Consider the following 23,005-nt stretch of genomic DNA (forward strand, 5'->3'; position numbering starts at 1 on the left):
ATCGGAGTTCGCCCGCCACGGGTCACATCAGGTGCACCGGGTCCACGTCGACGACCAGGCTCCGGCGAGGTATTCCTTGTGTCTCGGCAAAGGCCAGCATAGCGCGCAGGGTTGTGCCCAACGCCTGCCGCTGCTCCGCCTTCAGCACAAAGTGATATCGGTAGATCCTCTTCAAGCGCACAATCGGCGCAGCCGCAGGCCCCAGAACGCGCACCTTGTCCAGCCGCGTCTGCTGAAACCACCGCCCCAGCGTAGACGACCACCCCGTAGCCTCTTCCAGCCTCTCGCTCTGGATCACCACATTGGCCAGCACAGCGTTGGGCGGATAGTGCATCCACCGCCGATAATTCATCTCCTTGCCCACAAACCCCGGATAGTCATGCTGCGACGCAAACTGAATCGCGTAGTGGTCGGGGTGATAGGTCTGCACCAGCACCTTTCCGCGCAGATCGCCGCGCCCCGCCCTGCCTGAGACCTGTGTCAGCAGTTGAAATACCCGTTCGGCGGCGCGAAAGTCCGGCAGCCCCAGCGCAAAGTCTGCGCCGACCACGCCAACCAGTGTCACGCCATGAATGTCATGCCCTTTGGCGATCATCTGCGTGCCCACCAGGAGGTTGATCTCGCCTGCATGGAGCCGTGATAGCAACCGCTCCATATCGCTGCGTCCTCGGACCGTATCGCGGTCCATGCGGCCTATCCGCGCCGCGGGAAAGATCTCCTGCAACCGCTCCTCGCCCTGCTGCGATCCTGCACCCAGAAAATAAAGGTGCTCGCTCCCACACTTCGGGCAGACCTTCGGCACTCCCCTCCGAAATCCGCAGTAGTGGCACTCCAGCCGCTGGCCCGGCTGGGCAATGGCATCGTTGCCGCTCACCGGCTTGTGATAGGTCATCGAGATCGCGCAGTTCTCGCACTCCACCTTGTCGCCGCAGCTTCGGCACATCACCACAAACGAGTAGCCGCGCCGGTTCAGCAGAATAATCGCCTGCTCGCCGCGGTCGAGCGTGGCCTGCGTCTCTTCGATCAGCCTGCGCGAAAAGATCTGCTCCTGCCCCGTCTCTTTGAACTCCATGCGCATGTCCACCAGCTCTACCGCTGGCAACGGACGGTCGGCGACGCGCTGCCGCATCTCCACGCGCACATAGCGCCCCTTCTCCGCGTTCGCCCAACTCTCAAGCGACGGCGTAGCCGATCCCAACACCACCGTCGCATCGTTAAACTTTGCCCGCATCACGGCGACATCGCGGCCATGGTAGCGTGGCGTCTCCTCCTGCTTGTAGCTGGAGTCGTGCTCCTCATCGACGATGATCAGGCCGAGGTTCACCATCGGCGCAAACACCGCCGATCGCGTTCCCACCACAATGCGCGCCTCGCCCCGGCGAATCCGGTGCCACTGCTCGGCGCGCTCATCGGGCGTCAACTGAGAGTGCAGGAGCGCCACCTCGCTGCCGAACGCCGCCACCATCTGCCCCGTCATAGCAGGCGTCAACCCAATCTCCGGCACCAGCAGCAGCGCGGACTTTCCTGCCTCGAGCGCACGCTGCATCGCCGCAAAATAAACCGTCGTCTTGCCCGAGCCGGTCACGCCATACAGCAGATGCGGCGCAAATCCGCCCTTCGTCATCGCTGCCGCAATCGTACCCAGCGCCTCCATCTGCGCTTCGTTCAAAGCGTGCTCATGCGCATGCTTCTTTCCATGCGCGCCCACACCGCCCATGTGGAAGTTCTCGGCAACCTCCTCGATCTTCACCAGCCCACGCTTTACCAGCGTCCCCAGCGTGGACTCCGGCACTGCAGGCAGCGTCTGCCGCAGATCTCTTATGCGCATCCGCCCACCTACCGCAGCCAGCTCTGCCAAAATCGCCGTCTGATTCTCGTTGAGCTTAGGCAGACGCGCATCCGTCACCAGTACGGCTACCTTCTCCAGACGCCTCGCATCGCGCTCCTCTGCCACCGCCTCGCGCGTCAACCACTTCTTGCGAACCATGCCCTCCAACAGGCTCTTGTTCGCGCCCGTAGCCGACCGCAGCGCCGACATCTTAGCCTGCTCCCCACCCTCCAGATAGTTCAACACGGCGTACTCGCGGTTCTGCTCCTCGGGCGACAACTTCGACCGGCGCGAAGATCCCTTCGCCGCGCCCTCGTACAGCACCTTCCGTCCTGCCTCGGCAATGCTGTAGACAAAGTGTCGCTTCACCTCGGCGGCCAGCGGCAACATTCCCCGCAGCACCTCGCCCAGCGGAGCGACGTAGTACGACGCAATCCACTGCGCCAGCTTCATCAACTCATCCGGCAGCAGGGCCGCATCATCCAGCACCTGCTGCACGGGCTTAATCTCGAAGCCATCCGTGGGCGCATCCTCATGCACCCGCAGCACCACGCCCATCAAACGCTGCCCGCTGAAGGGAACCAGCACACGCGCCCCCACCACAGGAGTCACGCCATCCACCGCATAGGTAAAGGCCTGGTCCAGAGGAACCGGAAGGGCGACATCGCAAAACAAGGGCATCCCTCCAGCTTAACCGCTTCCGCGAATGGGGAGCCACCATAGCCAAAAGCTGAGCAGCTCCATTTCCACAACCAGAAAACAGAGCCACTCAGCTTTGAAAAATACGCAGATGAATTGGTGCCTACGCCGGAGACGTGGCATTGATAAGCAACAAGGTCACACTCTCTTCTGTAATGCGTTTGTGAGGCGTCATTCTCGGGACCACCAGCATGTCCCCCTTCTTGAGCGTGATCACCTTGCATCCCTCCGAATCGGGCGCCAGCCACTCCCCCGGCCTGATCTGGCGTGGGTTCTTCGGCGTACCGCCGAGCTCATAGCGAGTCATTCCCTCAAGGATCTGGAAGACGTGGTCGCGGTGCTGGTGATACTCAAACTCTTTCGCCACCTTGTTGTTCTCCGCGCTGATCGTCATCGACACACCGACCTTGCCGGTGATGAGGTCCTTCGAGCCATGCGAGACCTCAAGCTCGTTCATCAGGCCTTCGATCGTCTCGGCTGGGAATACCTGAAAGGTTGCAGCCTGTCCAGCCTCAGCAGCAGGAGCCTGCGCTTGAAGCAACGTATCGGTCAAAGGTAGAACGGCAGGAAGAGCGGCGGCGGCGATTGGGGCCGTCCGAAGGAAGTTGCGGCGAGTTTGTACGTTAGGCATGCAAAAAAGTGAATCATATCCGGCAGCGCTCGCGCCACATGTAACCACTTAAAATGCATTTAGCCGGTTACAAGACTCGTCTTGTAACCGGCTAAATAGGGTTATACAGGTTACATGTCAAAATCAGCGCGGCCCGTCCTCCTGCGGAACCTCCTGACCTTCGCCCGGGAACGGCCACTTGCGCTCAATCGGCTGTTGCGCCTCGCGAGTCGCCTTAGGAACGTTATTGGATATCTTCAAGTTCTCCATAAAATGCACGCCCAGCTTGCCCGCAGTGGCCAGATCGATGTCGCCGTCGTGATCAAGGTCTTCCGCAATGATCTGCGTTCCGATGCCCGCCGTGCCATTGGCTGAGATCGTCGTTCGCGTAAACGTCCCGGTCTTGCGGTCGATCCTGTAGGCATAGATAACCACCGGATCGTATGACCCGGGATCGTTGCCTGAGTGCCCGCGATAGCGCTTGCCTGTAATCAGCACCGGCACGCCGTTGCCGTCGAGATCGACCAGCTTGAGCGCATGAGACTGCGAGAAGGATTCGTCGATGGTGTGCCGCGTCCATGTACGGTGTGCAGGTGTGCCTCCCTGCTCCAGCCAGTAGAGGCCATAGCTGTGTCCCTGGCCATAGATGATGTCGGCCTTGCCGTCGTTGTTGACGTCGTAGGCCAGAATCGGGAACCCGGCATCGCCAAGATGCCAGTCGGGATGCCAGATCCACTTGTCATGGTCGGCGTCGACGTTCTGAAACCATCCGGAGGGCGTCAGAATGTCCGCCTTGCCGTCGCCATTGACGTCGGCGATACCAATCCCGTGCCCGTCCTGCGCCTTGCCGCCCACATGATGCACCTTCGGCGTCGGGCCGGAGAAGTCGACCCAGATGACGCCCGAGTGGTTGTAGTGCGCGAGTGCGATATCGGGCTTGCCGTCTCCGTTGATGTCGCCCTCGGCGCCGCCTTCGGTGTCGAAGCTATCGGTGATGAAGTGCTTCTGCCACATCGCTCCGGGCTTCTTCGGATTCTCGTACCACCACAGGCCGTTCGAGATCCATCCTGTGGTTACCACGTCCGGCGCGCCATCGTGGTTCACATCGATTGTCCACTCTCCGCAGTCGGAGACGAACTCGTTGTGCGTTCCAACGGTGCGGTACTGATGCTGTTTCCAGTCGCCGCCGTGCGGCCCGGGATTCTCGTACCAGTAGGCGCCGCTCAATAGATCGTCGAAGCCGTCGCCGTTCATATCGAGTGTCGTGATGGCCTCGGCATGATCGTTGCCTAGCCGGTGCGCCAGAAACGCAAGTCGCGGCTTGCCGTCCGGCCCGTTGCCCGGAGTCGGCTTGCGAAACTCCGTGGCGTGAGCCGGGTCCTGCGCGTGAGCGGCAACACCGGCACCCATGACAAGAAGAAAAGCGAGCGAAAGAGCAGTGATTCTCATATTTTTTTACCGGGCCTTCTTTACGAAGCTGCGTTTACGATTTTCATCGTGGTCGGATTCCAATGCACCACGTTGTTCTTCTCCATGCTCAGGTTGCTGAGCAGCGCCGCTCCGGCCGCGCGGAATCCGAACACCGCATCTTCGACCACCGGCTTGCGCGTGCGCACCGAGTCGAAGAAGTTGTGGAAGTGGTCGTAGCTATCGCTGTAGCCCCTGGGCGCAACAAACCGCTCCAGCCCAACCTGACTCATCGCCGTCAGTGGCTGCGCCGGATACTTTTCGCGATACTTGGCGATGTACTCCTTCTGCATGGCGTTGGTAAAGGTGCTGACCGTATACCCCGGCTCCTTCTCACGCGGCACGCGGTTCAGGATGACGGAGTTGCCCGCAATCTCGATGGTTCCCTCGGAGCCGGTAAAGAGCAGCCCTTCGCTCTCCTCGCCGCCATCGACGAAGTTGACGTGCAGACTCAGATTGAAGCCTTCCTCGTAGTCAAACAGAGCCAGCATGACATCGGGAACGTTGCGCCCATCCTTCCAGAAGCGCAAGCCGCCGGTCGCCATCGCCCGCGTCGGCCCATGTGAGCCGGTGACGAAGTGTGTCCCGCTGAAGAGATGGACGAAGAGATCGCCAGCTACGCCGCTGCCATATGCCTTCCACTTGCGCCACTGGAAGAAGTGTTCCGGGTTCCAGGGAATCTTAGCCGCCGTTCCCTGAAAGCGCGGCCAATCGCATGTCTCCGGGCTTGCGTCCAGAGGAATGGAGTAGTCCCACGCGCCGATGGCGGAGTTTCTGTCCCAGCGCGCGGTCACCATGTTCAACTGGCCGATCGCGCCTGAGGCCAGCAGCTCCTTCGCCTTCGCGTAGATGATGGAGCTGACGCGCTGGCTGCCAATCTGAATGATCCGCTTCGTCGACCGCGCCGTCTCGATGATCTCGGGGCCGTCGGAGTAGAGATGGATCATCGGCTTCTCGCAATAGACGTCCTTGCCCGCATTCATGGCATCGACTGCTGCCTGCTTATGCCAGTGGTCCGGGGTGGCGATCAGAACGGCATCCACGTCCTTGCGCACGAGTATTTCGCGATAGTCCCGCGTCGTAAACAGGTCATTGCCCCAAAGCTCTTTGCAGTGCGCCAGCCGGCCATCGTAGCAATCCGCCACGGCCACCAGCTTTACACCGGGAACCTGCACCGCCCATCCTGTATCGCCCTGCCCCTGAATTCCTGCACCAATCAGCGCAAGCTGAATGTGATCGTTGGCAGATATCGGTTGATCCGTTTCACGCGGCGCTTGTGCAAGCATGTGCATCCCAGATCCAGCCGCTGCAATACCAGCACCAGCGGCCTTCAGAAAAGCTCTACGGTCCAGACTCGTCATAACAGGTTCTATCTCTTTTCACGACACAGGATTTTGTCTCTCGATGGACATCAAAAACTTATGTCATCCTGACGCTGATGTCCAGTGCGATACAAAAATATGTTAGCGGTAACATCCTTGAAATATAGGGAAATTTATGCATTGAGTGACCGCGCCTGCTCACGATACAGCGATCGAACCTGCTCACACTACGATGTCAGTTAATCCCTGTGCGTTAGCATTCGATAGATAGCTTAAACTCAGTGCAGTTCAGCATCTCCAGGCGAGCCCATGAAGAATTTGTCCATCACCATCTGCCTTCTGCTTTCTCTAGCGCTGGGCTGCAACTCGTCTCCCGCGCCAAGCCGCTCGTCTGCCACTCCGCAAGAATCGTCGCGGCAAGACTTCGTCGCACAAACTGCCCCTGCGAATCAGCCATTCGACTACTACCTTCTCAACCTGTCGTGGTCGCCCGAGTTCTGCTACAGCCATCCCAATGCAGCCGAGTGCGCCGAACACCGCGCCTTTACGTTGCACGGACTCTGGCCACAGAACAACACAGGCCCCTATATCGAGAACTGCTCCGACGCACCCGGCCCCAGAGACCCATCCGCTTATAGCGACATCTATCCCGACGCCGGCCTGCTGCGCCACGAGTGGAAGACGCATGGGACATGCTCCGGCGTCGCTGCCGACGCCTTCTTTCATCTTGCCCGTCAGGCCGTGCGCAGCGTTGTCATCCCCACGGAACTGACCACGCTCGATCATCAGATATCGATGCCGCCTGCGCAGATTCTCGACCTCTTCGCCAGCGCCAATCCATCCTTCCCGCGAGAGAGCCTGGCTCTGAGCTGCGGCAACAACTACCTGACGGCGATTGAGGTTTGTATGAGCAAAACGCTGCAGCCCATAGCCTGCGGCCCTATTCGCAGCTGCCGGGCTAATGCCGTGCGTATTCCGCCGCCACAAGGCGGATCTGCCAACTAGCGTACGGGGAAAATTATCCCTTGGCCGGAGCCTTCAGTCCCATCTCCGCCATCACCCTCTGCAGGTCCTTCCACGCTTCACCCTTTTGTCGAGGATCGCGCAGCAGAAACGCAGGATGATAGGTCACCGCCAGCTTTGCGCCGCGACAGCTATGCCACTTGCCGCGCAGCGAGACCAGAGACTGCTTCACACCCAACAGATAAGTCGCAGCAGTGGCTCCCAGCGCCACGATTACCTCTGGCTGTACCACATCGATCTGCTTTACCAGAAACTGCGTGCAGGTGTTGGCCTCGACCGGCTCGGGAACACGGTTCGCCGGCGGCCTGCACTTCACGATGTTGGCGATGTAGACCTCTTCGCGCTTCAGCCCCATCGCCGCAATCATGTTGTTCAATAACTGACCGGCCTTGCCTACAAAAGGAAGACCCGAGGCATCTTCATCCGCGCCTGGCCCTTCGCCTACAAACATGAGACGGGCGCCGGGATTGCCGTCGCCAAAGACAATGTTGTGTCTCCCTGCATAGGCCAGGGGGCATCGAGTGCAATCGCCGATCTCCTTGCGAATGGCCTGCAACGCTGCCTCTCGTTCTGCCACAGGAATCCGGCTTGCAGGCAAAGGCGCAAGATTGTCAAAACTGATTAGTTTAGGGATGACCGGCTCCTGGGGAACATGGCTCAAAGGCACGGCAGCAATCGCTACAGCAGGCGTGGGGGCATGTGTGGCTTTCGCAACCACCGGTAAGGGCTCTACCAAAGGAGTCGAGGGGGCAACGACAACCGCAGCCGCTTCTATCGCAATCGGCTCGCCGCGGCGGTAGAAATCATGAATGCCCATATCGCGGAAGTAATCGACATACGCCCGCAGTTGCTGCTCTGCATCTCCAGCCATGACTCTATGCTATCGCGCGTGCGGCGAAACGCTAAACGAGGTTATCGAGCGTCGGCGCAACGGCCTTCTCAGGCAACACAAACTTCACATGCCCCTGCTCGATCTCGTCCTGCGCCACGCGGCAGGCCTTTGTCGACTTGGCAGCAATCAGCGGAGAGGCCCCGGACTGCAACTGACGGGCCCGTCGTGCCGCGCCTTTGACCAGGCTGTATTTGTTGTGGAAAGCACTCTGATTCATCATGCGTCTCACCCCGTAAACAAAATCTACCTTAGAACGGTCGAATGTCCCAGACAACTTGTATCGGATAGTGCCACCATTATGCTCCAAAAGTCTGCAACGCGCTTTTAAGACGCTGGGAGGCAGCGTCCGTCCGGCAGCTCGCGGCCAGCTCCTGCGTTCCCTCTCGCTCCCCACGCTCAAACAAAACAATGGCTCGCATCTCTGCCACCGCCTGCTCCAATACATCGTTCACCAATGCATATTTGTAGTCGTCTATGCGCTTTAACTCGTTCCGCGCTTCGGCCAGACGGCCCTCGATTACAGCCTCCGAGGTTACATGCTCGGCCATGCTGCGGTTGCGCAGCCGCATCTCCAGCACCTGCGGGCTCGGGGGCAGAATAAAGATGGACACCGCAGCCGGCAGCTTGTTCATCACCTGTACCGCACCCTGCACGTCAATATCCAGCAGAAGGTCCCTGCCTGCCTCACGCGCATGATCGAGCGCCGACATCGCCGTTCCATAGTAGTTGCCAAAGACCTCGGCCCACTCAAGGAAGTCTCCTCGCGCGACCATGCGCTCAAACTCCTCGCGGCTGATGAAGTAGTACTCCCGCCCGTTCTCCTCCGAACCTCTCGGAGCCCGCGTCGTGTAAGAGATCGAAAAATCCAGTCCTGCAACCAGCGTTCTCAACTGGCTTACCAGCGTTGATTTTCCTGAGCCTGAGGGCGCCGAAATAATGAAGAGTATGCCTGCCATCCGTTTGAAAACTCCACCTGCGCAATATTTATTCCGTCTATCCGCTTGTTTCTTTTATTCCAGATTCTGAACCTGCTCTCGCGCCTTCTCGATCTCGGCCTTCATCTCGAGCCCAAGTTCGGTAATGCGCAGGCTGTTTCCTCCCGCCGCTCCGCTGGTCTTCGAGAGCATCGTATTCGCTTCGCGATTCAGCTCCTGCAACAGAAAATCCAGCCGCTTGCCGACCTCTCCGCCTGCGTCCAGTATTCCGACAAAGTGCTCGACATGGGTACGCAGGCGCACGATCTCCTCATCGACATCGCTCTTTTCGGCCAGCACCGCAGCCTCCGCCAGCAGGCGCTCTTCGCTCACCGACGTGGACTGCATCAACTCCGCCAGCCGTGCGCGCAGCCGCTCAAACAGAGCATCGCGCACGCCGCTGCGTAACTCCGCTACCTCCGTCGCAAACGTTAGCAGACGTGACATCGATGCACGCAGCTCTGCCGCCAGTGCAGCTCCCTCCTGCGCACGCACCTCATTCAACTTACTTAACAGCTCATCCAGCAGCGAGAGCACGGCTTCATCAAGACCCTGGAGCGCCTCTTCGTTCATGTTGCTCTCAGCGCTCATCAACCCAGGAAGCCGCAGCATTGAATTCATATCCGGCTCACTCGTCAGACTATGCAACGCCGAAGCCTCGCGAAACGCCTTTACATAGGCATCGAGCAGCGCCGAATTCAACTGAATCTGGACGTTCGACTTTCGCTCCACCTGCAGCGTTACATCGACATGCCCGCGCCGCAATCTCTCCTTCAACACGCGCCGAAGCTGCATCTCCAGAGCATCGCAGGACGAAGGCAGACGAAATTGCAGATCGAGAAATCTATGGTTGACACTCTTGACCGTCAACGTAAAGCCAAGCTGCTCCCTCACCGAGCCACGCAGGTTCGCATACCCCGTCATCGAATAAACAGAGCTCATGCAGTTCCCTCCAGTTCTGCCGCGGGCACAACCTCGTTGCCACTCGCGCTGCCTAAATCATCTCTACCGAATTGGAGGTTATGAAGCCGCCGATAGGTTCCCGATTGCGACAACAACTGCTCATGGGTCCCCATCTCGGTGATACGGCCGTTCTCAATTACTGCGATCTTTGTCGCCCGGCGTACCGTCGAAAGCCGGTGCGCGATCACAAACACGGTTCGCCCCTGCATCAGGTTCGACAGAGCAGCCTGCACCAGATGCTCGCTCTCCATATCCAGAGCCGAGGTCGCTTCATCCAGGATCAAGATCGGTGCATTCTTGAGAATCGCGCGCGCAATGGCAAGCCGCTGCCGTTCGCCCCCGCTCAATCGAACGCCCTTCTCGCCGATCATCGTGTTGTAGCCTTCAGGCATCTTCATGATGAAGTCATGCGCCAGCGCCATCCGTGCCGCCTCTTCCACCTTGCTGATCGGAACATCGGGCTGCCCATACGCGATGTTATTGCGCACGGTGTCGTTGAACAGTACCGTCTCCTGCGTCACCTTACCGATCTGCTTTCGCAGCGAGGCAATCGTCACATCGCGCAGATCGTATCCGTCGAGCAGGATTCTTCCCTCGTTGACATCGAAGAAACGCGGAATGAGGTTCACAAGCGAAGACTTGCCCGCGCCACTCGGCCCTACAAAGGCGAGCACCTCGCCCGGCCGCACGGTGAAATCGATGTGCTGTAATACCTGTGTCTTTTCCCCTTCATTCTCATAGGCAAAACCTACATCTTCAAATGTGATCTCTTTACTGAATCCCTTCAGAACGTGTGCGCGCTTCTTCTCCTGCACATCGTCCTGCGCGTCCATAAATTTGAAGATATCTTCGCTAGCTCCGAGCGCCTGCTGGAAGCTGTTGTAGAAGAGCGCGAACTTTCGCACCGGATCGTACAACGTGAACACAGCGATCAGAAAGGTGACGAAGGAACCTGCCGTCATCTCGTGATGCAAAATTCGCTCTCTTCCGAACAAGAGCAAAAGCGCGATTCCCACCGATCCCAGCGCATCCATCAAGGGAGAGCTGATGGCCTGTACGCTCACCGACTTCAGGTTCGCCTGGAAGAGCCTCGTCGCCGCTCTGCGGAAGCGGTCCATCTCCCACAGTTCCATCCCGAAAGCCTTCACGATGCGATTGCCTGTAATCGTCTCGTGAAGGATGTTCTGTATCTCCGCCAGCTTGTCCTGCCCCTTGCGTGTCGTGTGCCGCACTCCGCGGCCAATACGGCGAGCCGACGAGATCACGATCGGCACAAATAGCAGCAAGACCCACGCCAGCTTTCCGCCAACGACGACCACCACGCCGATCGTAAACAGCAACGTGAAGAGCTGCTGCAGAAAATCGCTTAGCACTGTCGACATGGCATACTGCACGCGCTCAATGTCGTTGATCAGCGTCGACAACAATGTTCCTGTCGTGTGCTTCTGAAAGAACGCGACCGAGCGGCGCAGAATCGCATCGTAGAGATCGTTGCGCAGGTCGGTGATCATTCCGAAGCCGGCGTAGTTGACCAGATACGTTCCCGCGTAATCGCAGACCGACTTTAGCAACGCAGAGACTACCAGCGCATAGGCAACGATGGTCCATGAATTGTGAAAGTGGCTGGGGACCAGAAAGTTCAGGTCGAGCGTCCAGGTCGTATGCGGGATGGGAAAGTTCAGTACCCTCTTCGATTCCTGAGGGCTCAAGACGTTGTCGAAGATCGGCTTGACCAGCAGCAGACGAAACGCTGTCATAGCACCGACGACCGCCATCAAGGTCACAGAGATTAACGAGTACAACGCATAGGGCCGTACATAGAGGAGCAATCGCCAGATGCGCTTCACGCCATCACTCTCCTGTTCATCTTCGTTGCGCTCGACATCCTACTATTCTATTGGCTATCTCTTTTTCTCGAGCAATGGCCGCTTTCGATCTTTATCGCGGCATGTCCCGATGCGCGGTCTTTACTCGATAGCCAGCAGCCGTCAGCCGTTTCTTCATCTCTTCAGCAATAAAAACCGACCGGTGCTGACCGCCGGTGCAACCAAAGGCAACCGTCAGATAGCTCTTGCCTTCCTTGATGTAGTGGGGCAAAAGAAACTTCAACATATCGGTAGTCTTGTCCAGAAACTCCGCCGTCTGCGGAAACTCCCGAACGTACTTGGCCACCTTGGGATGCTTCCCTGTGAGCTTGCGAAACTCCGGCACAAAGTGAGGGTTCGGAAGAAACCGCACATCGAACACAAGGTCAGCCTCCGAGGGCACGCCATTTTTAAAGCCAAAACTTGCGGAAGAGATCGTCAGATTCTGGTCACTCTCTTCCCGCTCAAACTGCGCGTTGATGTGTGCACGAAGCTCGTGCACGTTGAACTTCGTCGTATCGAGCACAATGTCCGCGACGTTCCGAATCGGGTCGAGCCGCTTCCGCTCTGCGCGGATCGACTTGACCACCGTATTCGTTCGCCCCATCGGATGCGGCCGCCGCGTCTCCGAGAAGCGCCGGATCAGCGCATCCTCGCTCGCCTCTAAAAACAGCACACGAGTCGGAAGTACTCTGCGCACACGTTTGAGGATCGCCGGAAACTCATCCAGCCGCATCCCCTCGCGCACATCCACTACCAGTGCTGCTCGCTCAATCTCTGCCGATTGCCGCACCAAGTCGGCAAATTGTGGCACAAGCTCAAGCGGCAGGTTATCCACCGAGTAGTATCCAAGATCCTCAAACGTCTTGAGCGCAGAGAGTTTTCCCGATCCTGACAACCCTGTCAGAATCACCAACTCGCCTTTGCCAGCCGTCCCCGATTCCTTCTTCGCAGCCTTCTTAGCGATCTTACGTGGCATGAACAAATCCTAGCATCACCACGAATCCCTTCAACCGCTGCGTTACGGAACCTCGATCAACTCCATCTTTCCGTCGCGCTTACGATAGAGAACCATCGCCTGGCCGCCATGATCGCGGAACACGAAGACGTCCCGGTCGCGAAATGCTGCCTCTTTTACTGCTTCTTCGAGCGTCATCGGTCGCAGGGCCACCCCGTCGGTCGAACGGGCCACATGCGGCTCTGCCAAAGGCGAGTGAGACGGAAACGAATGTACCAGCATCTGCACAGCCTTTCTTCCCGGGCTGCTCTTTGTTGCAGCTTTGGTCGCGGCAGGCTTTGCGGCAACGATCTCTTCCGCATCCTTGCCATTCTTGCCGACAGGCACGGTGTCGGACTTCCCGTGCCGCTTGATGGTCATCTTTTTCTTCTTGTGTCGAATTGCCTGTTGCTCAATCTTGACCAGCGCATCGCGCAGGGCCAGCACCATCTCCGTCGATTCGCATGCGGAGACCAGCTTCTGGTTCCTGATCTGTATCGTCACTTCGGCCTTCTGGCGATACTTGTCCGTAGCCAGAATCACATGCACATTACCCGCGTTTCCAAGGATCTTCGTAATCCGGGCCAATCCCGCTTCGGTCTGCAGCTTCAATTTTTTGGTAATGGTTGCCTGTCTGCCTGTGTACTCAACGTCCATATCGACTCCTCTTTTTCCTTCGATGCGGTCAGCGTACACGACGTTGGTGCGTACTCGGAATCTGCATGTCTTCGCGATACTTCGCCACCGTCCGCCGCGTCACCTGGATTCCTTGTTTTTGCAGTTCAGCCGCCAGCTGATCATCCGTCAGCGGCTTTCGTTCATCCTCTTCTTCGATTAACTTCTTCACCTTCCGTTTCAACAGTACCAACGGCAGGTCTCCACCTTCAGGTCCATTCACTCCTTCCGAAAAGAAGAAACGTAATTCAAACACACCTTGCGGCGTATGCACATATTTATTTGCGACCGCTCGGCTGACCGTCGACGGGTGCACCCCAATCTCTTCGGCGACATCTTTGATCATCATCGGCTTCAGCGCATTGACGCCGTGCTCCAGAAACTCCGTCTGCCGCCTGACGATCACATCGCATGTGCGCACAATCGTGTTCTTCCGCTGCTCAATATTTCGCAACAGTTGAATCGCCGATTTGTAACGCTCCTTCACGTACTCCTTTACCTCTTTTTCCGTCTGCTTCTGCTGCAGCATCTTCCGATAGCTCTGATTGAGCCGCAGCGTTGGCATGTCCTCTTCGTTCATCAGCACAATGTACTGGTCGTCACGCTTTACAAAGGCGACATCCGGCTCGATCAGCCGCGCCTCGCTCTGGTTGTAGCGTTGACCGGGGCGAGGATCGAGCGTGCGAATAAACTCAACTGCCGCCTGCACCTCTTCCGGAGTACGGCCACAGCTTCGCGTCAGCTCGCGCATGTCTTTCTTCTGCAACAGCGTCAGGCAGTGCGACACGATATGGCTGGCCACGCTAAAGATATCCGCGCGTCCCGCATCGTCAACCGGTTCCTGCGGCTCATCGGCAGCAATAGAACTCTCATCGTCATCGGCATGGTGATCCACCGTCTGCCTGCGACGCAATACTATCTCCGCTTCGCCTTGCTGGGCTGAGATCTGGATCAGCAAACATTCTCGAAGATCTCTGGCACCCACTCCAATCGGATCGAGAAAATTGACGATCGACCGGGCCTCCTGCACCACCGCCAGCAGCGTCTCTTGCCGGTCGCTCGCACCATCGATTGCCGCAGCAATCTCAACCTCTTCTTCGTGCGCCTCGCCGTTGCCGGCTTCTTCCGCCTGCGGGCGAAGTGCCTTCGCCTTTAGACCGCGCTCGAATGGAATCGGGCCCGACCAGACCGGACTGCGGAACTGCGCCAGCCCCTCCATCAACTCTTCGTCGCTGGCAGTGAGATAGCCGTTCTCGTTCAGATTGCCGACGACCAGTTCCGCCGCTGCTCGCACCTCGGATGACAAGGTCAGCGAGCCGAGCTGCCACAGCAGATGATCGCTCAGCGTACTGGGCTGCGAAAGAAAGTTCTCGAACGAAGGCTTGTCATACTCCTCAAAGCTTGAGGTTGTTCGGAATCCGGGATCGAGATAGTCCTGAAAGTAGCTTCCGAAGTCGATCTCGTCGAAGGGGTCTTTCTCCACTCGTTCGCTCGCCGCCGCCACCTCTTCGGCAGAACGTTCACGGTCGCCTTCCATGCCCGACCGCTCCTCAAGCGAGACCGCAGACTCCTCAAGTTCTTCCAACACCGGATTTTCCACCATCTCGGTGTTGATCATCTCCTTTAACTCAAGCTTGTTCAGCGCCAGCACGCTGACCATCTGCACCAGTCCAGGCGTCAATACCTGGCGCTGCGAGACCTTCATATTCAGCTTGGGTTGCAGCAGCAAATCTTAACCTCTCATACATCGGCTTGCGATAAATTCTGTACCAGCTGTCCCCTTGGCATTGACTTCAATTCATCCTCAAAACGAATCAAGCAACCACAGTTGGCCACAGTCTACACGTATCCACCGGTTCTCGCTGTAAGTCTAACTCTGCGAAACCCTGTGTATGTCTTGTCCGAAGTAACCGCACCTTACAACAGAAGTTGTATCGGGCTAACTCATTGAAAAATTTTCGCCCAGATAGATCCTTCTGACCTCCGGATCGTTCCCCAAATCACCCGGCGTACCAGTCCGAAAGATTCTGCCTTCGTTGATGATGTAGGCTCGGTCCGTCACCGACAACGTCTCCCTCACGTTGTGGTCTGTAATCAGAACACCGATCCCGCTCTTCTTTAGTCCGAAGATAATCTCCTGCAAGTCCAGCACGGCGATCGGGTCAATTCCCGAAAACGGCTCGTCCAGCAGGATAAACGCGGGCTCAATCGCAAGACAACGCGCAATCTCTACTCGCCTGCGCTCGCCGCCGCTCAGCGCATAGCCGCGCGTCTTGCGGACATGCCCCAGGTTCAACTGCTCGATCAACTTCTCGGTGCGCATCCGGCGGCTCTCCCAGCTCAGTTGCTGCGCCTCCAGTACCGCCAGGATATTGTCCTGCACCGTCAGCTTGCGAAAGATCGAGGGCTCCTGCGGCAGGTAGCTGATGCCGTGGTTTCTCGCCCGCAGATACATTGGCAACCGGCTAATATCTTCGCCGTTCATTAACACCCGTCCCGCATCCGGCCGCACCAACCCTACGATCATGTAGAAACTGGTCGTCTTGCCTGCGCCATTCGGCCCAAGCAGACCTACAACCTCACCCTGCTCGATCTGCAGGCTTACGCCGCGTACCACCTGGCGTCCACCATACGACTTGCCGATCTCCTCCGTCGATAACGTCTTCATCGATCCTTTTTCACCCGCGTCTCTGTACGAACCCTCGGTTTACCTTCCACTCCATTAGAAACCCCATTAGAAACCATGACACTCTCATCCCCTGTACGAAACCGTATGGATGTCCCAGTCACCGTTCCCTGAATCGCATCCACAAGCTGCGGCGGAGTTGCCGCCGTGCCTGTCATCACAAACACTCCATCACTCGCTGTATAGACGGCGCGTTCGCCTGTGGCTCGCCGTCCCGGCTGGTCGATCTCGATCGGTCCGGTCGCCACAATTCGTTCGACACCACCGCCCATAAACGCACTCGGCCCCGCCATCAGCGCATGAGCGGCAGTTGCATTCTTTGCATTCACATTGGCTGCACTCGGCTTCTGCGCCTCCTGCAGATAGACGACCGCATCCTGCCCCCGCATACGGCCATCCACGCTCTCGATCAGCACACCACCGCTGAACTCTGCCTGCCGGGTCGTGTCAGCGTAGACCAGCTTTTGGCTGACCACGCGTATGACTTGAGTCTTGCCAGCGCTGGTCTTGTCACTTGTCTTTGCAGCGACGGCCTTGCTTGCTCCAGCCTTTGTACTCTCTGCGCTCACCAGCACGGTATGCACAACCATCGTATCGCCTTGTCGGACGCCGTGCGCGACCAGTCTTTTCTGCTTCCGGTCGAACTCAATCACAGGAGCCTCTACCTGCGAACCGCTCTGCCAGAGCCGTGCAGGCTTGCCTGCTATGCCGTAAAACACCGCCTGCTCGGTGTCGTGGTTGAACGAGCCGCGCGACGCCAGCACATGTACCGGCTCGCTCCCATTCCCGGAGAGCTGATAGCTCGCCTTCACCCCGCCATCTGCCTCTGCATTGCCCGTCTGCCGCTCCAGGACGACCCGATCTGCCCACAACATGCCGCTCGCATCGGCCAACTGCACATTGCCCGTCAGTGTCAGCTTCTGCGTTGCACCGTCATACACAGATCTTGCAGCCGTGGCCTTCTCCTGCTGCGGCGCGTTCGCATCCGCGGGCTTCTTCGCTGGTGTCTGCGTGATCGTTACGTTGCCTTCCTGCACTGCGGAAGCAATCTCATCCGCTGCGCCTCCGGCATGGCCTACTGTCGGCTGGAAGTGCACCTCAAGCCCATCTCCCGAACTCGTATTCACCACCCCCTGAGCATTTACTTGCCGCAGGAAGGTATGCCCCGCTCCATTGACTACCGAAATCCGCCGCACTCCATCCACAGGGACAAAGTGCGCCGTCAAGACATCCCCGGCAAGATCGCTGCTGGTCATCGTCACATGTCCCTGCTTGGAGGACGGGTTCGCGACCTTCAGGCGAGCATCTCCGCTCGCCTTCGCATCCTGCAACTGCGCCTTCCCGGCCTTATTCGCAACCAGCGCAAGCTCCACCGTTCCTGCTCCAAGATCGCGTTCGCTCCACAGCGCATTTGCCGTATCCGAAGGCCGCACGCGCTCATGTAGCTTCACTGCGCCCGTCAGCACCACATGCTGCAGCCGCCCCATCTTGTCGAACGAAGCCCTGCCCTCAGTGGCCTCTCCCTGTGCCTGACGCAACGGCTCATCCGCCACATAGCGCAGCCCTCCTGACAGCACCGCCGACAGAGGCTTGCTCTGCGCGTTCAGCAACACATTGCCTCGTGGAGCCACCACTCTGCCGCCGTCGCCGTCGGTCAGCGTCACCGCTCCCTCGGCGTCCATCCGCTCGGCCGAGCCATCTTCGCGCAGATGAACGACGACCCGCTGCGCCTCCGCTGTCTGCCCTGCGCTTGCCTTTGCTCCACCCACCAGCACATACTTCGCCTGCGTCAGCACCAGTTGCTTGTCGGTCCGATCCAACTCCGCGCGTGTAGCCGTCAATGTCGCAGGCTGCCCCTGCTGTAACCCCACCACCTTCACCGCCGAGTGCAGCACCATCACGCCGGTATCGGAGTCGTAGTCCGCACCCACGGCGTTGCCGGTAATTCCTCCCGACTCAAACTCAATCTCCTTGTCGGTCGCTGCCACTCCCAGCTTCTGCATGAAGACCAGCCCACTGGTCTTTACGTGAATGATGCGTGCATCCTTCGGAGGATGTTGCGTCGCAACAGGCTCGCCTCCGGCGGCATAGGTACGTTTATCCTGAGCGTCCGCCGGTGCCGGAGCCTGCAGGTCAATCCGTACCTCGCCCACCGCACTGGCTACCTGGTTCTTCTGGTCGTACTCAAATTCGTTGCCATAGATGCGGTCTGCCCGGTTGGAATCGCGCCCATAGACCACGATCCCGACATCGCGCAGCGTGTACTTGCCATCCTTATGCTGGATCGCCTTCGCCGCATGAATGGTATAGATCGTCCTGCCGCCCACCGACTGCGAATAGGTGAACGCATTCGTCTCCCGCGTCACGTCGATTCCAAGCTTTGCCGGAAGTTCGGTCAGGAACCGATGCGCCCGATAGTGTGCATATCCCAGAAACGCAGCGATCACTGCGACCAGCAGGGCCGCGCCCACCAGCAACCAAACTCTCAGCCTCTCGACAGACATCGAAATACGCATCAACCCGCCCAATCTATCTTCTCATTCCGGTGGCCAACCCTCAGCTTCTGATCGCTGTAAACTCTACCTATGGCCGATCAGCTCTACCTAAGCCTCTGGTTCCCTAACTTCCGCTTCGAGGCACTGCCCGCCGCGCTGGTATCGGTCCTGCGCCAGTTCGCGCTCATCAGCGGCGAAAAGCGCGTCGCCGCCGCATCCGTCTATCCCATTAGCTTTACCGAAGCTCCCACCTATCAGCGCATCTACGTCAACGACGACCGCGCCCAGGACTCGGAGGCCTCCATCATCGAGAACGCTGTGGCCGAAGCCACCGAGCAGCTTCACGACGACATGGCCTACGAGTTTGAGATGAAGTGGAAACTGTGGATGCCCGAATCGGATGGCGCAGGTGATCCAGATGCCGCGCTCGATGCCCTGTGGAAACTGCAGCCTTCTACCGTCCGCATTCTCGGCTTCGGACCCACCTTCGACGATGCCAGCTACGAGCAGAACGGCCACATCCGTATCGACTTCGGCCTCGATACTCCCTGGATCATGGATGAGACCGTCGAAGACAGCGACCTCGACGAGCTAGCCCAAAAGCGCATCCAGCAAAATATCGAGATGCTGCTCGCCTTCACCCTCTCGGTCGAAAAACACTGCGGCATCAGCAGCCGTCTTCTCTGGACAGAGTCCGGCGAACCGCTGGCCGAGAAATTGATCGCCCGCCTCCAACGGCTCAACTAGCCAAACTTCAGCAGGTGTAATCCGCAAAAGTACAAGGCTTCCATTCCTCACGATGTAACGTAAGGAATGGAAGCCTAATATCTTTATTCCGAAGTTTGCTCTATCGGCATAGCGTTCCACTAGAAGTGGTAAGCAATACCGATCGAAGGCGACGAGCTGAGCTGGTACTTATTGGTCTTGAAGATGTCTCCGGGAAGACCGAAGTCCGGGGTCTTGCCCACGAAACCGCGATACTCGGCGCGGATATCGAAGCTGGGGCTGATCTCATAGGCCAGACCAACTCCAAAGATACCGCCGATCTCGGTATTCGACTTGGCATCGATCTGGTAAGTTCCGTTGTCGAGCAGGGGATGGTAGACCATCACGCCGGGGCCTGCTTCCGCGAAGGGATTGAAGTTCCCGAAGTTCAGGCTATAGACATAGGCGGCACTGTACTCCGACTGAAGGGTGTGAATGCCTCCCTGTGCCTTGCCCGAGACGATGAACTTTTCCGTGTTCTGCGCATACCCGTAGTTCACCTCGAGCGCGCTGCGCGGCGTCAGCATATAGCGGTAGCTGGCCAGCAGGCCCAGGGTCGTGGTCGTATTTTTCTGTATGGCATTTCCGTGCACTTCGGGGGCAAATATTCCTGAAGCGCTTATGCTCACGTCCTGCCGGCTCTCCTGCGCGTAACCGGCAACTGCTGTCAGCATGAGTGCGCCCAGCAACAATATTGTCTTCTTCATTCTTCGCTAGATCCCTTCGAATTCGTCCATGACCTTCTACGCTGTCCCACAGGCAACGCGTTTCTGAAACAGTCACGGAGCGCCGTAGTCATTGTCCTTCATTGTAACCGCACAAGGGCCCGCACAACGGACCCGGACGAAAGAAGGCCGGAGGACGATGTGTCCCCCGGCCTGTTGTTCCCATTTTTCTACTGTTATTGCGGTGGTGGCGGAGGAGGAGGTGCGCCTGCATCGCCGCCATCATGGTTATGACGCCGCGACTGCATCTTTGCCAGCATTGCGTCATATTTCGGCTTCTGCTCGTCGGTCAGCACGTTGCGGATCTTATCCTGCGATGCCTGACGAATCGCCATCATCTTGCTGCGCTTGTCTGCCTGGGGAGTGCTCGTGTCATCGTGGAGCGCCTTCATCTGGGTCATCTGATCGGCATCGATGGCCTTGACCTGCGTCACCTGGTCAGGTGTCAGGTTCAGCCGCTTGGTCAGCATCTCGACCTGCCGCTCGCCGCGCATGCCACGACCGTGGCCTCCCGGCGGTGGCCCCATGTTGTCCTGCTGCTGCGGAGGAGGTGCAGTATTATCCTGCGCCATCATCATCGGCGCCGTGCTCAGGGTAGCGGTACAGAGCGCCAGCACTGCCGCTCGCATCATCGGTTTATGAAACAGGTTCATCTTCATCGGATACCTCTCTCGTGTCCATCCACCGGAGAGGTCGTCTCCGGCGCGTAAGTCTACCGGGTACAGACGCGGTTTCCAGATAAAGGTTTCCCGGTTTGCGAAATTTCACGCCGAATCTACATTCCCCGCTCCGGCAGAAAGCAGTAAGGATCTCCATGCGCCGCCGCATAGGCCTCCACCACCTTCAAAAAAGCCAGCGCCACATGGGACAGACTGGCCTGTTTTCGATAGACCAACCGTAACTTGCGCTCGATCTGCAATTCTGGAATCTGCACCCGCACCAGCGAACCACTCTGCAGTTCGGTTCGGACGGTCAGCCCCGGCACCAGGGCGACACCATTCCCCATCTCCACAAACCGCTTAATCGCCTCCAGCGAAGGCAGCTCGACCCCCATGTGCAGAACGGTCTTGTGCCGCTTAAATGCCTGAATCACCTTCTGCCGCTGCGGCGAAGTAATGTTGTGGGCGATAAAGTTCTGCGTCCCCAGCTGGCGAATCGAGACCGTTCCGGCCTGCGCCAGCGGATGCCGCGGGTTCACCACAAACACCAACTCGTCGCGATACACCACCATCGACTTTACCTGCGCGTCGTCCGGCCGAAACGACAGCACACCAAGCTCGACCGAATGCATCAGCACCTCATCCGAGATCCGACTAGCCAGCGACCGCTGCACCGCCAGCTTGATCCTCGGATTCTGTCGCCTGAACTCATCGAGCAGCGGCAACAGATAAAGGCAGGTGTACTCATTCGCCGCCAGGTTCAATCGCCCGCGATGTAGCGACCGCAGCTCGGTCAAAGCCGCACCCGCTTCATTCCTTAGATTCAATAACTTAGCGGCATACTCTCGCAAAACCTCCCCTGCGTCGGTCAGGGTGCCGTCCCGCGACGAACGCTCGAAGAGCACCTCCCCCAGCTCGCTTTCCAGCTTCGCAATCGCCTGGCTCACCGCCGGTTGAGTGCGATGAAGCCGTGCCGCGGCCCGCGAGAAGCTTCGCTCCTCCGCTACCGCCAGAAATGTCTCCATCTGCACCAGATCCATGCTGTTACCCCCGCTAGAAAGAGAGATACTTAGTTTGAATACTTCAATTAGAATTGGTAATACACGTGGAAGTCATCATAAGCCTGCATTATGATGACGTCTAGATCGGGAGTGCCAACTTTATATGGTTGACCCAAACAAAATCGTCTTCTTTGATACCACCCTCCGCGACGGCGAACAGTCCCCTGGCTGCACCATGCATCACGAAGAAAAGCTGCGCATGGCGCATCAGCTGGTGAGCCTCGGCGTCGATATCCTCGAAGCCGGATTTGCCATCGCCTCTGAGGGCGACTTCAACGCCGTTCAGGCCATCGCCCGCGAGGTCAAAGGCACACGCATCGCCTCGCTCGCCCGCTGTAAGCGCGAGGACATCGAAGCCGCAGGCCGCGCCATCGCGCCAGCGCCCAGTAACCGCATCCACCTCTTCCTCGCTTCGTCCGATCTGCACCTCGAATACAAGCTCCGCATCTCGCGCGAACAAGCGCTCGATCAGGCCGCCGAAGCCGTTCGGCTCGCCCTCACCTTCACCGAAGACGTCGAGTTCTCGACCGAAGACGGAACCCGTACCGATCACGAGTTTCTGCTCAAGATGATCACCGTCGCCGTGCAGGCCGGTGCCACCACCATCAATATTCCCGACACCGTCGGCTACACCACGCCAGAGGAGTACGCCAACATCTTCCGCATGGTCAAAGCGCGCGTTCCCGGCATCGAGAACGTCGTTCTCTCCACCCATTGCCACGACGACCTCGGCATGGCAGTGGCAAACTCACTGGCCGGAGTCGAAGGCGGAGCGCGTCAGGTGGAGTGCACGATCAACGGCATCGGCGAGCGCGCCGGAAATGCCGCTCTCGAAGAGATCGCCGCCGCGCTGATGGTGCGCCACGACCGCTTCCCCTATACCAACAACATCAGGATGGAACAGCTTTATCCCACCAGCCAGATGCTCGCTCAGTGCATCAGCTTCGGTGCCGCGCCCAACAAGGCCATCGTTGGAGCCAACGCCTTCGCGCACGAGTCCGGCATCCACCAGCACGGCATGCTGGCCAATCCGCTGACCTACGAGATCATGACGCCCGCGTCTGTCGGCGTAGCCAATACCAACCTCGTTCTCGGCAAGCACAGCGGCCGCCGCGCTCTCTCCGAGCGCTTTGAAAAGCTTGGCCATCCGCTCACTCGCGAACAACTCGACGATGTTTATCACCGCTTTACCGAGCTGGCCGACCGCAAAAAATCTATCTACGATCAGGACCTCCTCGGCCTCCTGCAACCAGACAAAGCCGCGGTCGTCATCCACTAGCCGCACAGCAAAAAAGGAAA

The 23,005-nt window shown here is 58.4% G+C and carries 20 protein-coding genes; 3 read left to right on the forward strand and 17 right to left on the reverse strand.

Features of this window, described 5'->3' with window-relative positions; all coding sequences use genetic code 11:
- Nucleotides 1-22: 22 nt before the first annotated feature.
- The 4 genes from priA to IEW09_RS09675 form a co-directional block, all read right to left on the reverse strand.
- Complete coding sequence (priA, locus tag IEW09_RS09660; protein WP_188553936.1) at nt 23-2,509, reverse strand: replication restart helicase PriA; 2,487 nt, start codon at nt 2,507-2,509, stop codon at nt 23-25.
- Between the two features lie 121 nt (nt 2,510-2,630).
- Nucleotides 2,631-3,158 carry a cupin domain-containing protein gene (locus IEW09_RS09665; protein WP_188553937.1) on the reverse strand — a complete coding sequence of 176 codons (528 nt, stop codon included), beginning with the start codon at nt 3,156-3,158 and terminating at the stop codon, nt 2,631-2,633.
- 123 nt (nt 3,159-3,281) lie between these two features.
- Nucleotides 3,282-4,586 carry an FG-GAP repeat domain-containing protein gene (locus IEW09_RS09670; protein ID WP_188553938.1) on the reverse strand — a complete coding sequence of 435 codons (1,305 nt, stop codon included), beginning with the start codon at nt 4,584-4,586 and terminating at the stop codon, nt 3,282-3,284.
- Nucleotides 4,587-4,606: 20 nt separating this feature from the next.
- Nucleotides 4,607-5,965: a Gfo/Idh/MocA family protein gene (locus IEW09_RS09675; protein ID WP_188553939.1), complete on the reverse strand. Its 1,359-nt coding sequence runs from the start codon at nt 5,963-5,965 to the stop codon at nt 4,607-4,609.
- A gap of 270 nt (nt 5,966-6,235) precedes the next feature.
- Between IEW09_RS09675 and IEW09_RS09680 the strand changes: the two genes are divergently transcribed.
- Nucleotides 6,236-6,931, forward strand: coding sequence for a ribonuclease T2 family protein (locus IEW09_RS09680; RefSeq protein WP_188553940.1), 696 nt, complete (start codon nt 6,236-6,238; stop codon nt 6,929-6,931).
- Nucleotides 6,932-6,944: 13 nt separating this feature from the next.
- On the opposite strand, the gene IEW09_RS09685 is transcribed toward IEW09_RS09680, so the two are convergent.
- The 10 genes from IEW09_RS09685 to IEW09_RS09730 all read right to left on the reverse strand — a co-directional run bounded on the left by IEW09_RS09685 (nt 6,945) and on the right by IEW09_RS09730 (nt 18,517).
- On the reverse strand, nt 6,945-7,820 hold the full coding sequence (locus IEW09_RS09685) for a uracil-DNA glycosylase (protein ID WP_188553941.1): 876 nt from the start codon (nt 7,818-7,820) through the stop codon (nt 6,945-6,947).
- Nucleotides 7,821-7,851: 31 nt separating this feature from the next.
- Entirely contained in the window at nt 7,852-8,061 is a 210-nt protein-coding gene (rpoZ, locus tag IEW09_RS09690; RefSeq protein WP_188553942.1) for a DNA-directed RNA polymerase subunit omega, read from the reverse strand.
- A 76-nt stretch (nt 8,062-8,137) separates the two neighbouring features.
- Nucleotides 8,138-8,797 carry a guanylate kinase gene (gene gmk, locus IEW09_RS09695; RefSeq protein WP_188553943.1) on the reverse strand — a complete coding sequence of 220 codons (660 nt, stop codon included), beginning with the start codon at nt 8,795-8,797 and terminating at the stop codon, nt 8,138-8,140.
- Between the two features lie 54 nt (nt 8,798-8,851).
- Nucleotides 8,852-9,757: a YicC/YloC family endoribonuclease gene (locus IEW09_RS09700; protein ID WP_188553944.1), complete on the reverse strand. Its 906-nt coding sequence runs from the start codon at nt 9,755-9,757 to the stop codon at nt 8,852-8,854.
- Nucleotides 9,754-11,625: an ABC transporter ATP-binding protein gene (locus tag IEW09_RS09705; protein WP_188553945.1), complete on the reverse strand. Its 1,872-nt coding sequence runs from the start codon at nt 11,623-11,625 to the stop codon at nt 9,754-9,756. Before IEW09_RS09705 ends, IEW09_RS09700 begins: the two co-directional genes overlap by 4 nt.
- 91 nt (nt 11,626-11,716) lie before the next feature.
- Nucleotides 11,717-12,622, reverse strand: coding sequence for an RNase adapter RapZ (gene rapZ, locus IEW09_RS09710; RefSeq protein ID WP_188553946.1), 906 nt, complete (start codon nt 12,620-12,622; stop codon nt 11,717-11,719).
- 42 nt (nt 12,623-12,664) lie between these two features.
- Complete coding sequence (gene hpf / locus IEW09_RS09715) at nt 12,665-13,297, reverse strand: ribosome hibernation-promoting factor, HPF/YfiA family (RefSeq protein ID WP_188553947.1); 633 nt, start codon at nt 13,295-13,297, stop codon at nt 12,665-12,667.
- A gap of 28 nt (nt 13,298-13,325) precedes the next feature.
- Nucleotides 13,326-15,044: an RNA polymerase factor sigma-54 gene (rpoN, locus tag IEW09_RS09720; RefSeq protein WP_188553948.1), complete on the reverse strand. Its 1,719-nt coding sequence runs from the start codon at nt 15,042-15,044 to the stop codon at nt 13,326-13,328.
- 210 nt (nt 15,045-15,254) lie between these two features.
- Complete coding sequence (lptB, locus tag IEW09_RS09725; RefSeq protein WP_188553949.1) at nt 15,255-15,983, reverse strand: LPS export ABC transporter ATP-binding protein; 729 nt, start codon at nt 15,981-15,983, stop codon at nt 15,255-15,257.
- Entirely contained in the window at nt 15,980-18,517 is a 2,538-nt protein-coding gene (locus IEW09_RS09730; RefSeq protein WP_188553950.1) for an LptA/OstA family protein, read from the reverse strand. Before IEW09_RS09730 ends, lptB begins: the two co-directional genes overlap by 4 nt.
- 69 nt (nt 18,518-18,586) lie before the next feature.
- Here IEW09_RS09730 and IEW09_RS09735 point away from each other — a divergent pair, with 69 nt between their 5' ends.
- Nucleotides 18,587-19,243, forward strand: a complete 657-nt coding sequence (locus tag IEW09_RS09735; protein WP_188553951.1) for a hypothetical protein — start codon at nt 18,587-18,589, stop codon at nt 19,241-19,243.
- 119 nt (nt 19,244-19,362) lie between these two features.
- Here IEW09_RS09735 and IEW09_RS09740 read toward each other — a convergent pair whose 3' ends face one another.
- From IEW09_RS09740 to IEW09_RS09750, 3 genes are all read right to left on the reverse strand, one after another.
- Nucleotides 19,363-19,968: an outer membrane protein gene (locus IEW09_RS09740; protein WP_188553952.1), complete on the reverse strand. Its 606-nt coding sequence runs from the start codon at nt 19,966-19,968 to the stop codon at nt 19,363-19,365.
- Between the two features lie 194 nt (nt 19,969-20,162).
- Nucleotides 20,163-20,639 carry a DUF4890 domain-containing protein gene (locus IEW09_RS09745; RefSeq protein ID WP_188553953.1) on the reverse strand — a complete coding sequence of 159 codons (477 nt, stop codon included), beginning with the start codon at nt 20,637-20,639 and terminating at the stop codon, nt 20,163-20,165.
- 122 nt (nt 20,640-20,761) lie between these two features.
- On the reverse strand, nt 20,762-21,685 hold the full coding sequence (locus IEW09_RS09750) for a LysR family transcriptional regulator (protein ID WP_188553954.1): 924 nt from the start codon (nt 21,683-21,685) through the stop codon (nt 20,762-20,764).
- A gap of 124 nt (nt 21,686-21,809) precedes the next feature.
- Between IEW09_RS09750 and IEW09_RS09755 the strand changes: the two genes are divergently transcribed.
- Nucleotides 21,810-22,985 carry a 2-isopropylmalate synthase gene (locus tag IEW09_RS09755; RefSeq protein WP_188553955.1) on the forward strand — a complete coding sequence of 392 codons (1,176 nt, stop codon included), beginning with the start codon at nt 21,810-21,812 and terminating at the stop codon, nt 22,983-22,985.
- Nucleotides 22,986-23,005: the final 20 nt, after the last annotated feature.

This window comes from Edaphobacter dinghuensis (assembly GCF_014640335.1).
In the GTDB taxonomy this organism is placed as follows: domain Bacteria; phylum Acidobacteriota; class Terriglobia; order Terriglobales; family Acidobacteriaceae; genus Edaphobacter; species Edaphobacter dinghuensis.

Coding starts and splice junctions, on each gene's coding strand:
- priA (WP_188553936.1), bottom strand. CDS start 2,509: ATGCCCTTGTTTTGCGATGTCGCCCTTCCGGTTCCTCTGGACCAGGCC.
- IEW09_RS09665 (WP_188553937.1), bottom strand. CDS start 3,158: ATGCCTAACGTACAAACTCGCCGCAACTTCCTTCGGACGGCCCCAATC.
- IEW09_RS09670 (WP_188553938.1), bottom strand. CDS start 4,586: ATGAGAATCACTGCTCTTTCGCTCGCTTTTCTTCTTGTCATGGGTGCC.
- IEW09_RS09675 (WP_188553939.1), bottom strand. CDS start 5,965: ATGACGAGTCTGGACCGTAGAGCTTTTCTGAAGGCCGCTGGTGCTGGT.
- IEW09_RS09680 (WP_188553940.1), top strand. CDS start 6,236: ATGAAGAATTTGTCCATCACCATCTGCCTTCTGCTTTCTCTAGCGCTG.
- IEW09_RS09685 (WP_188553941.1), bottom strand. CDS start 7,820: ATGGCTGGAGATGCAGAGCAGCAACTGCGGGCGTATGTCGATTACTTC.
- rpoZ (WP_188553942.1), bottom strand. CDS start 8,061: ATGATGAATCAGAGTGCTTTCCACAACAAATACAGCCTGGTCAAAGGC.
- gmk (WP_188553943.1), bottom strand. CDS start 8,797: ATGGCAGGCATACTCTTCATTATTTCGGCGCCCTCAGGCTCAGGAAAA.
- IEW09_RS09700 (WP_188553944.1), bottom strand. CDS start 9,757: ATGAGCTCTGTTTATTCGATGACGGGGTATGCGAACCTGCGTGGCTCG.
- rapZ (WP_188553946.1), bottom strand. CDS start 12,622: ATGCCACGTAAGATCGCTAAGAAGGCTGCGAAGAAGGAATCGGGGACG.
- hpf (WP_188553947.1), bottom strand. CDS start 13,297: ATGGACGTTGAGTACACAGGCAGACAGGCAACCATTACCAAAAAATTG.
- lptB (WP_188553949.1), bottom strand. CDS start 15,983: ATGAAGACGTTATCGACGGAGGAGATCGGCAAGTCGTATGGTGGACGC.
- IEW09_RS09730 (WP_188553950.1), bottom strand. CDS start 18,517: ATGCGTATTTCGATGTCTGTCGAGAGGCTGAGAGTTTGGTTGCTGGTG.
- IEW09_RS09735 (WP_188553951.1), top strand. CDS start 18,587: ATGGCCGATCAGCTCTACCTAAGCCTCTGGTTCCCTAACTTCCGCTTC.
- IEW09_RS09740 (WP_188553952.1), bottom strand. CDS start 19,968: ATGAAGAAGACAATATTGTTGCTGGGCGCACTCATGCTGACAGCAGTT.
- IEW09_RS09745 (WP_188553953.1), bottom strand. CDS start 20,639: ATGAACCTGTTTCATAAACCGATGATGCGAGCGGCAGTGCTGGCGCTC.
- IEW09_RS09750 (WP_188553954.1), bottom strand. CDS start 21,685: ATGGATCTGGTGCAGATGGAGACATTTCTGGCGGTAGCGGAGGAGCGA.
- IEW09_RS09755 (WP_188553955.1), top strand. CDS start 21,810: ATGGTTGACCCAAACAAAATCGTCTTCTTTGATACCACCCTCCGCGAC.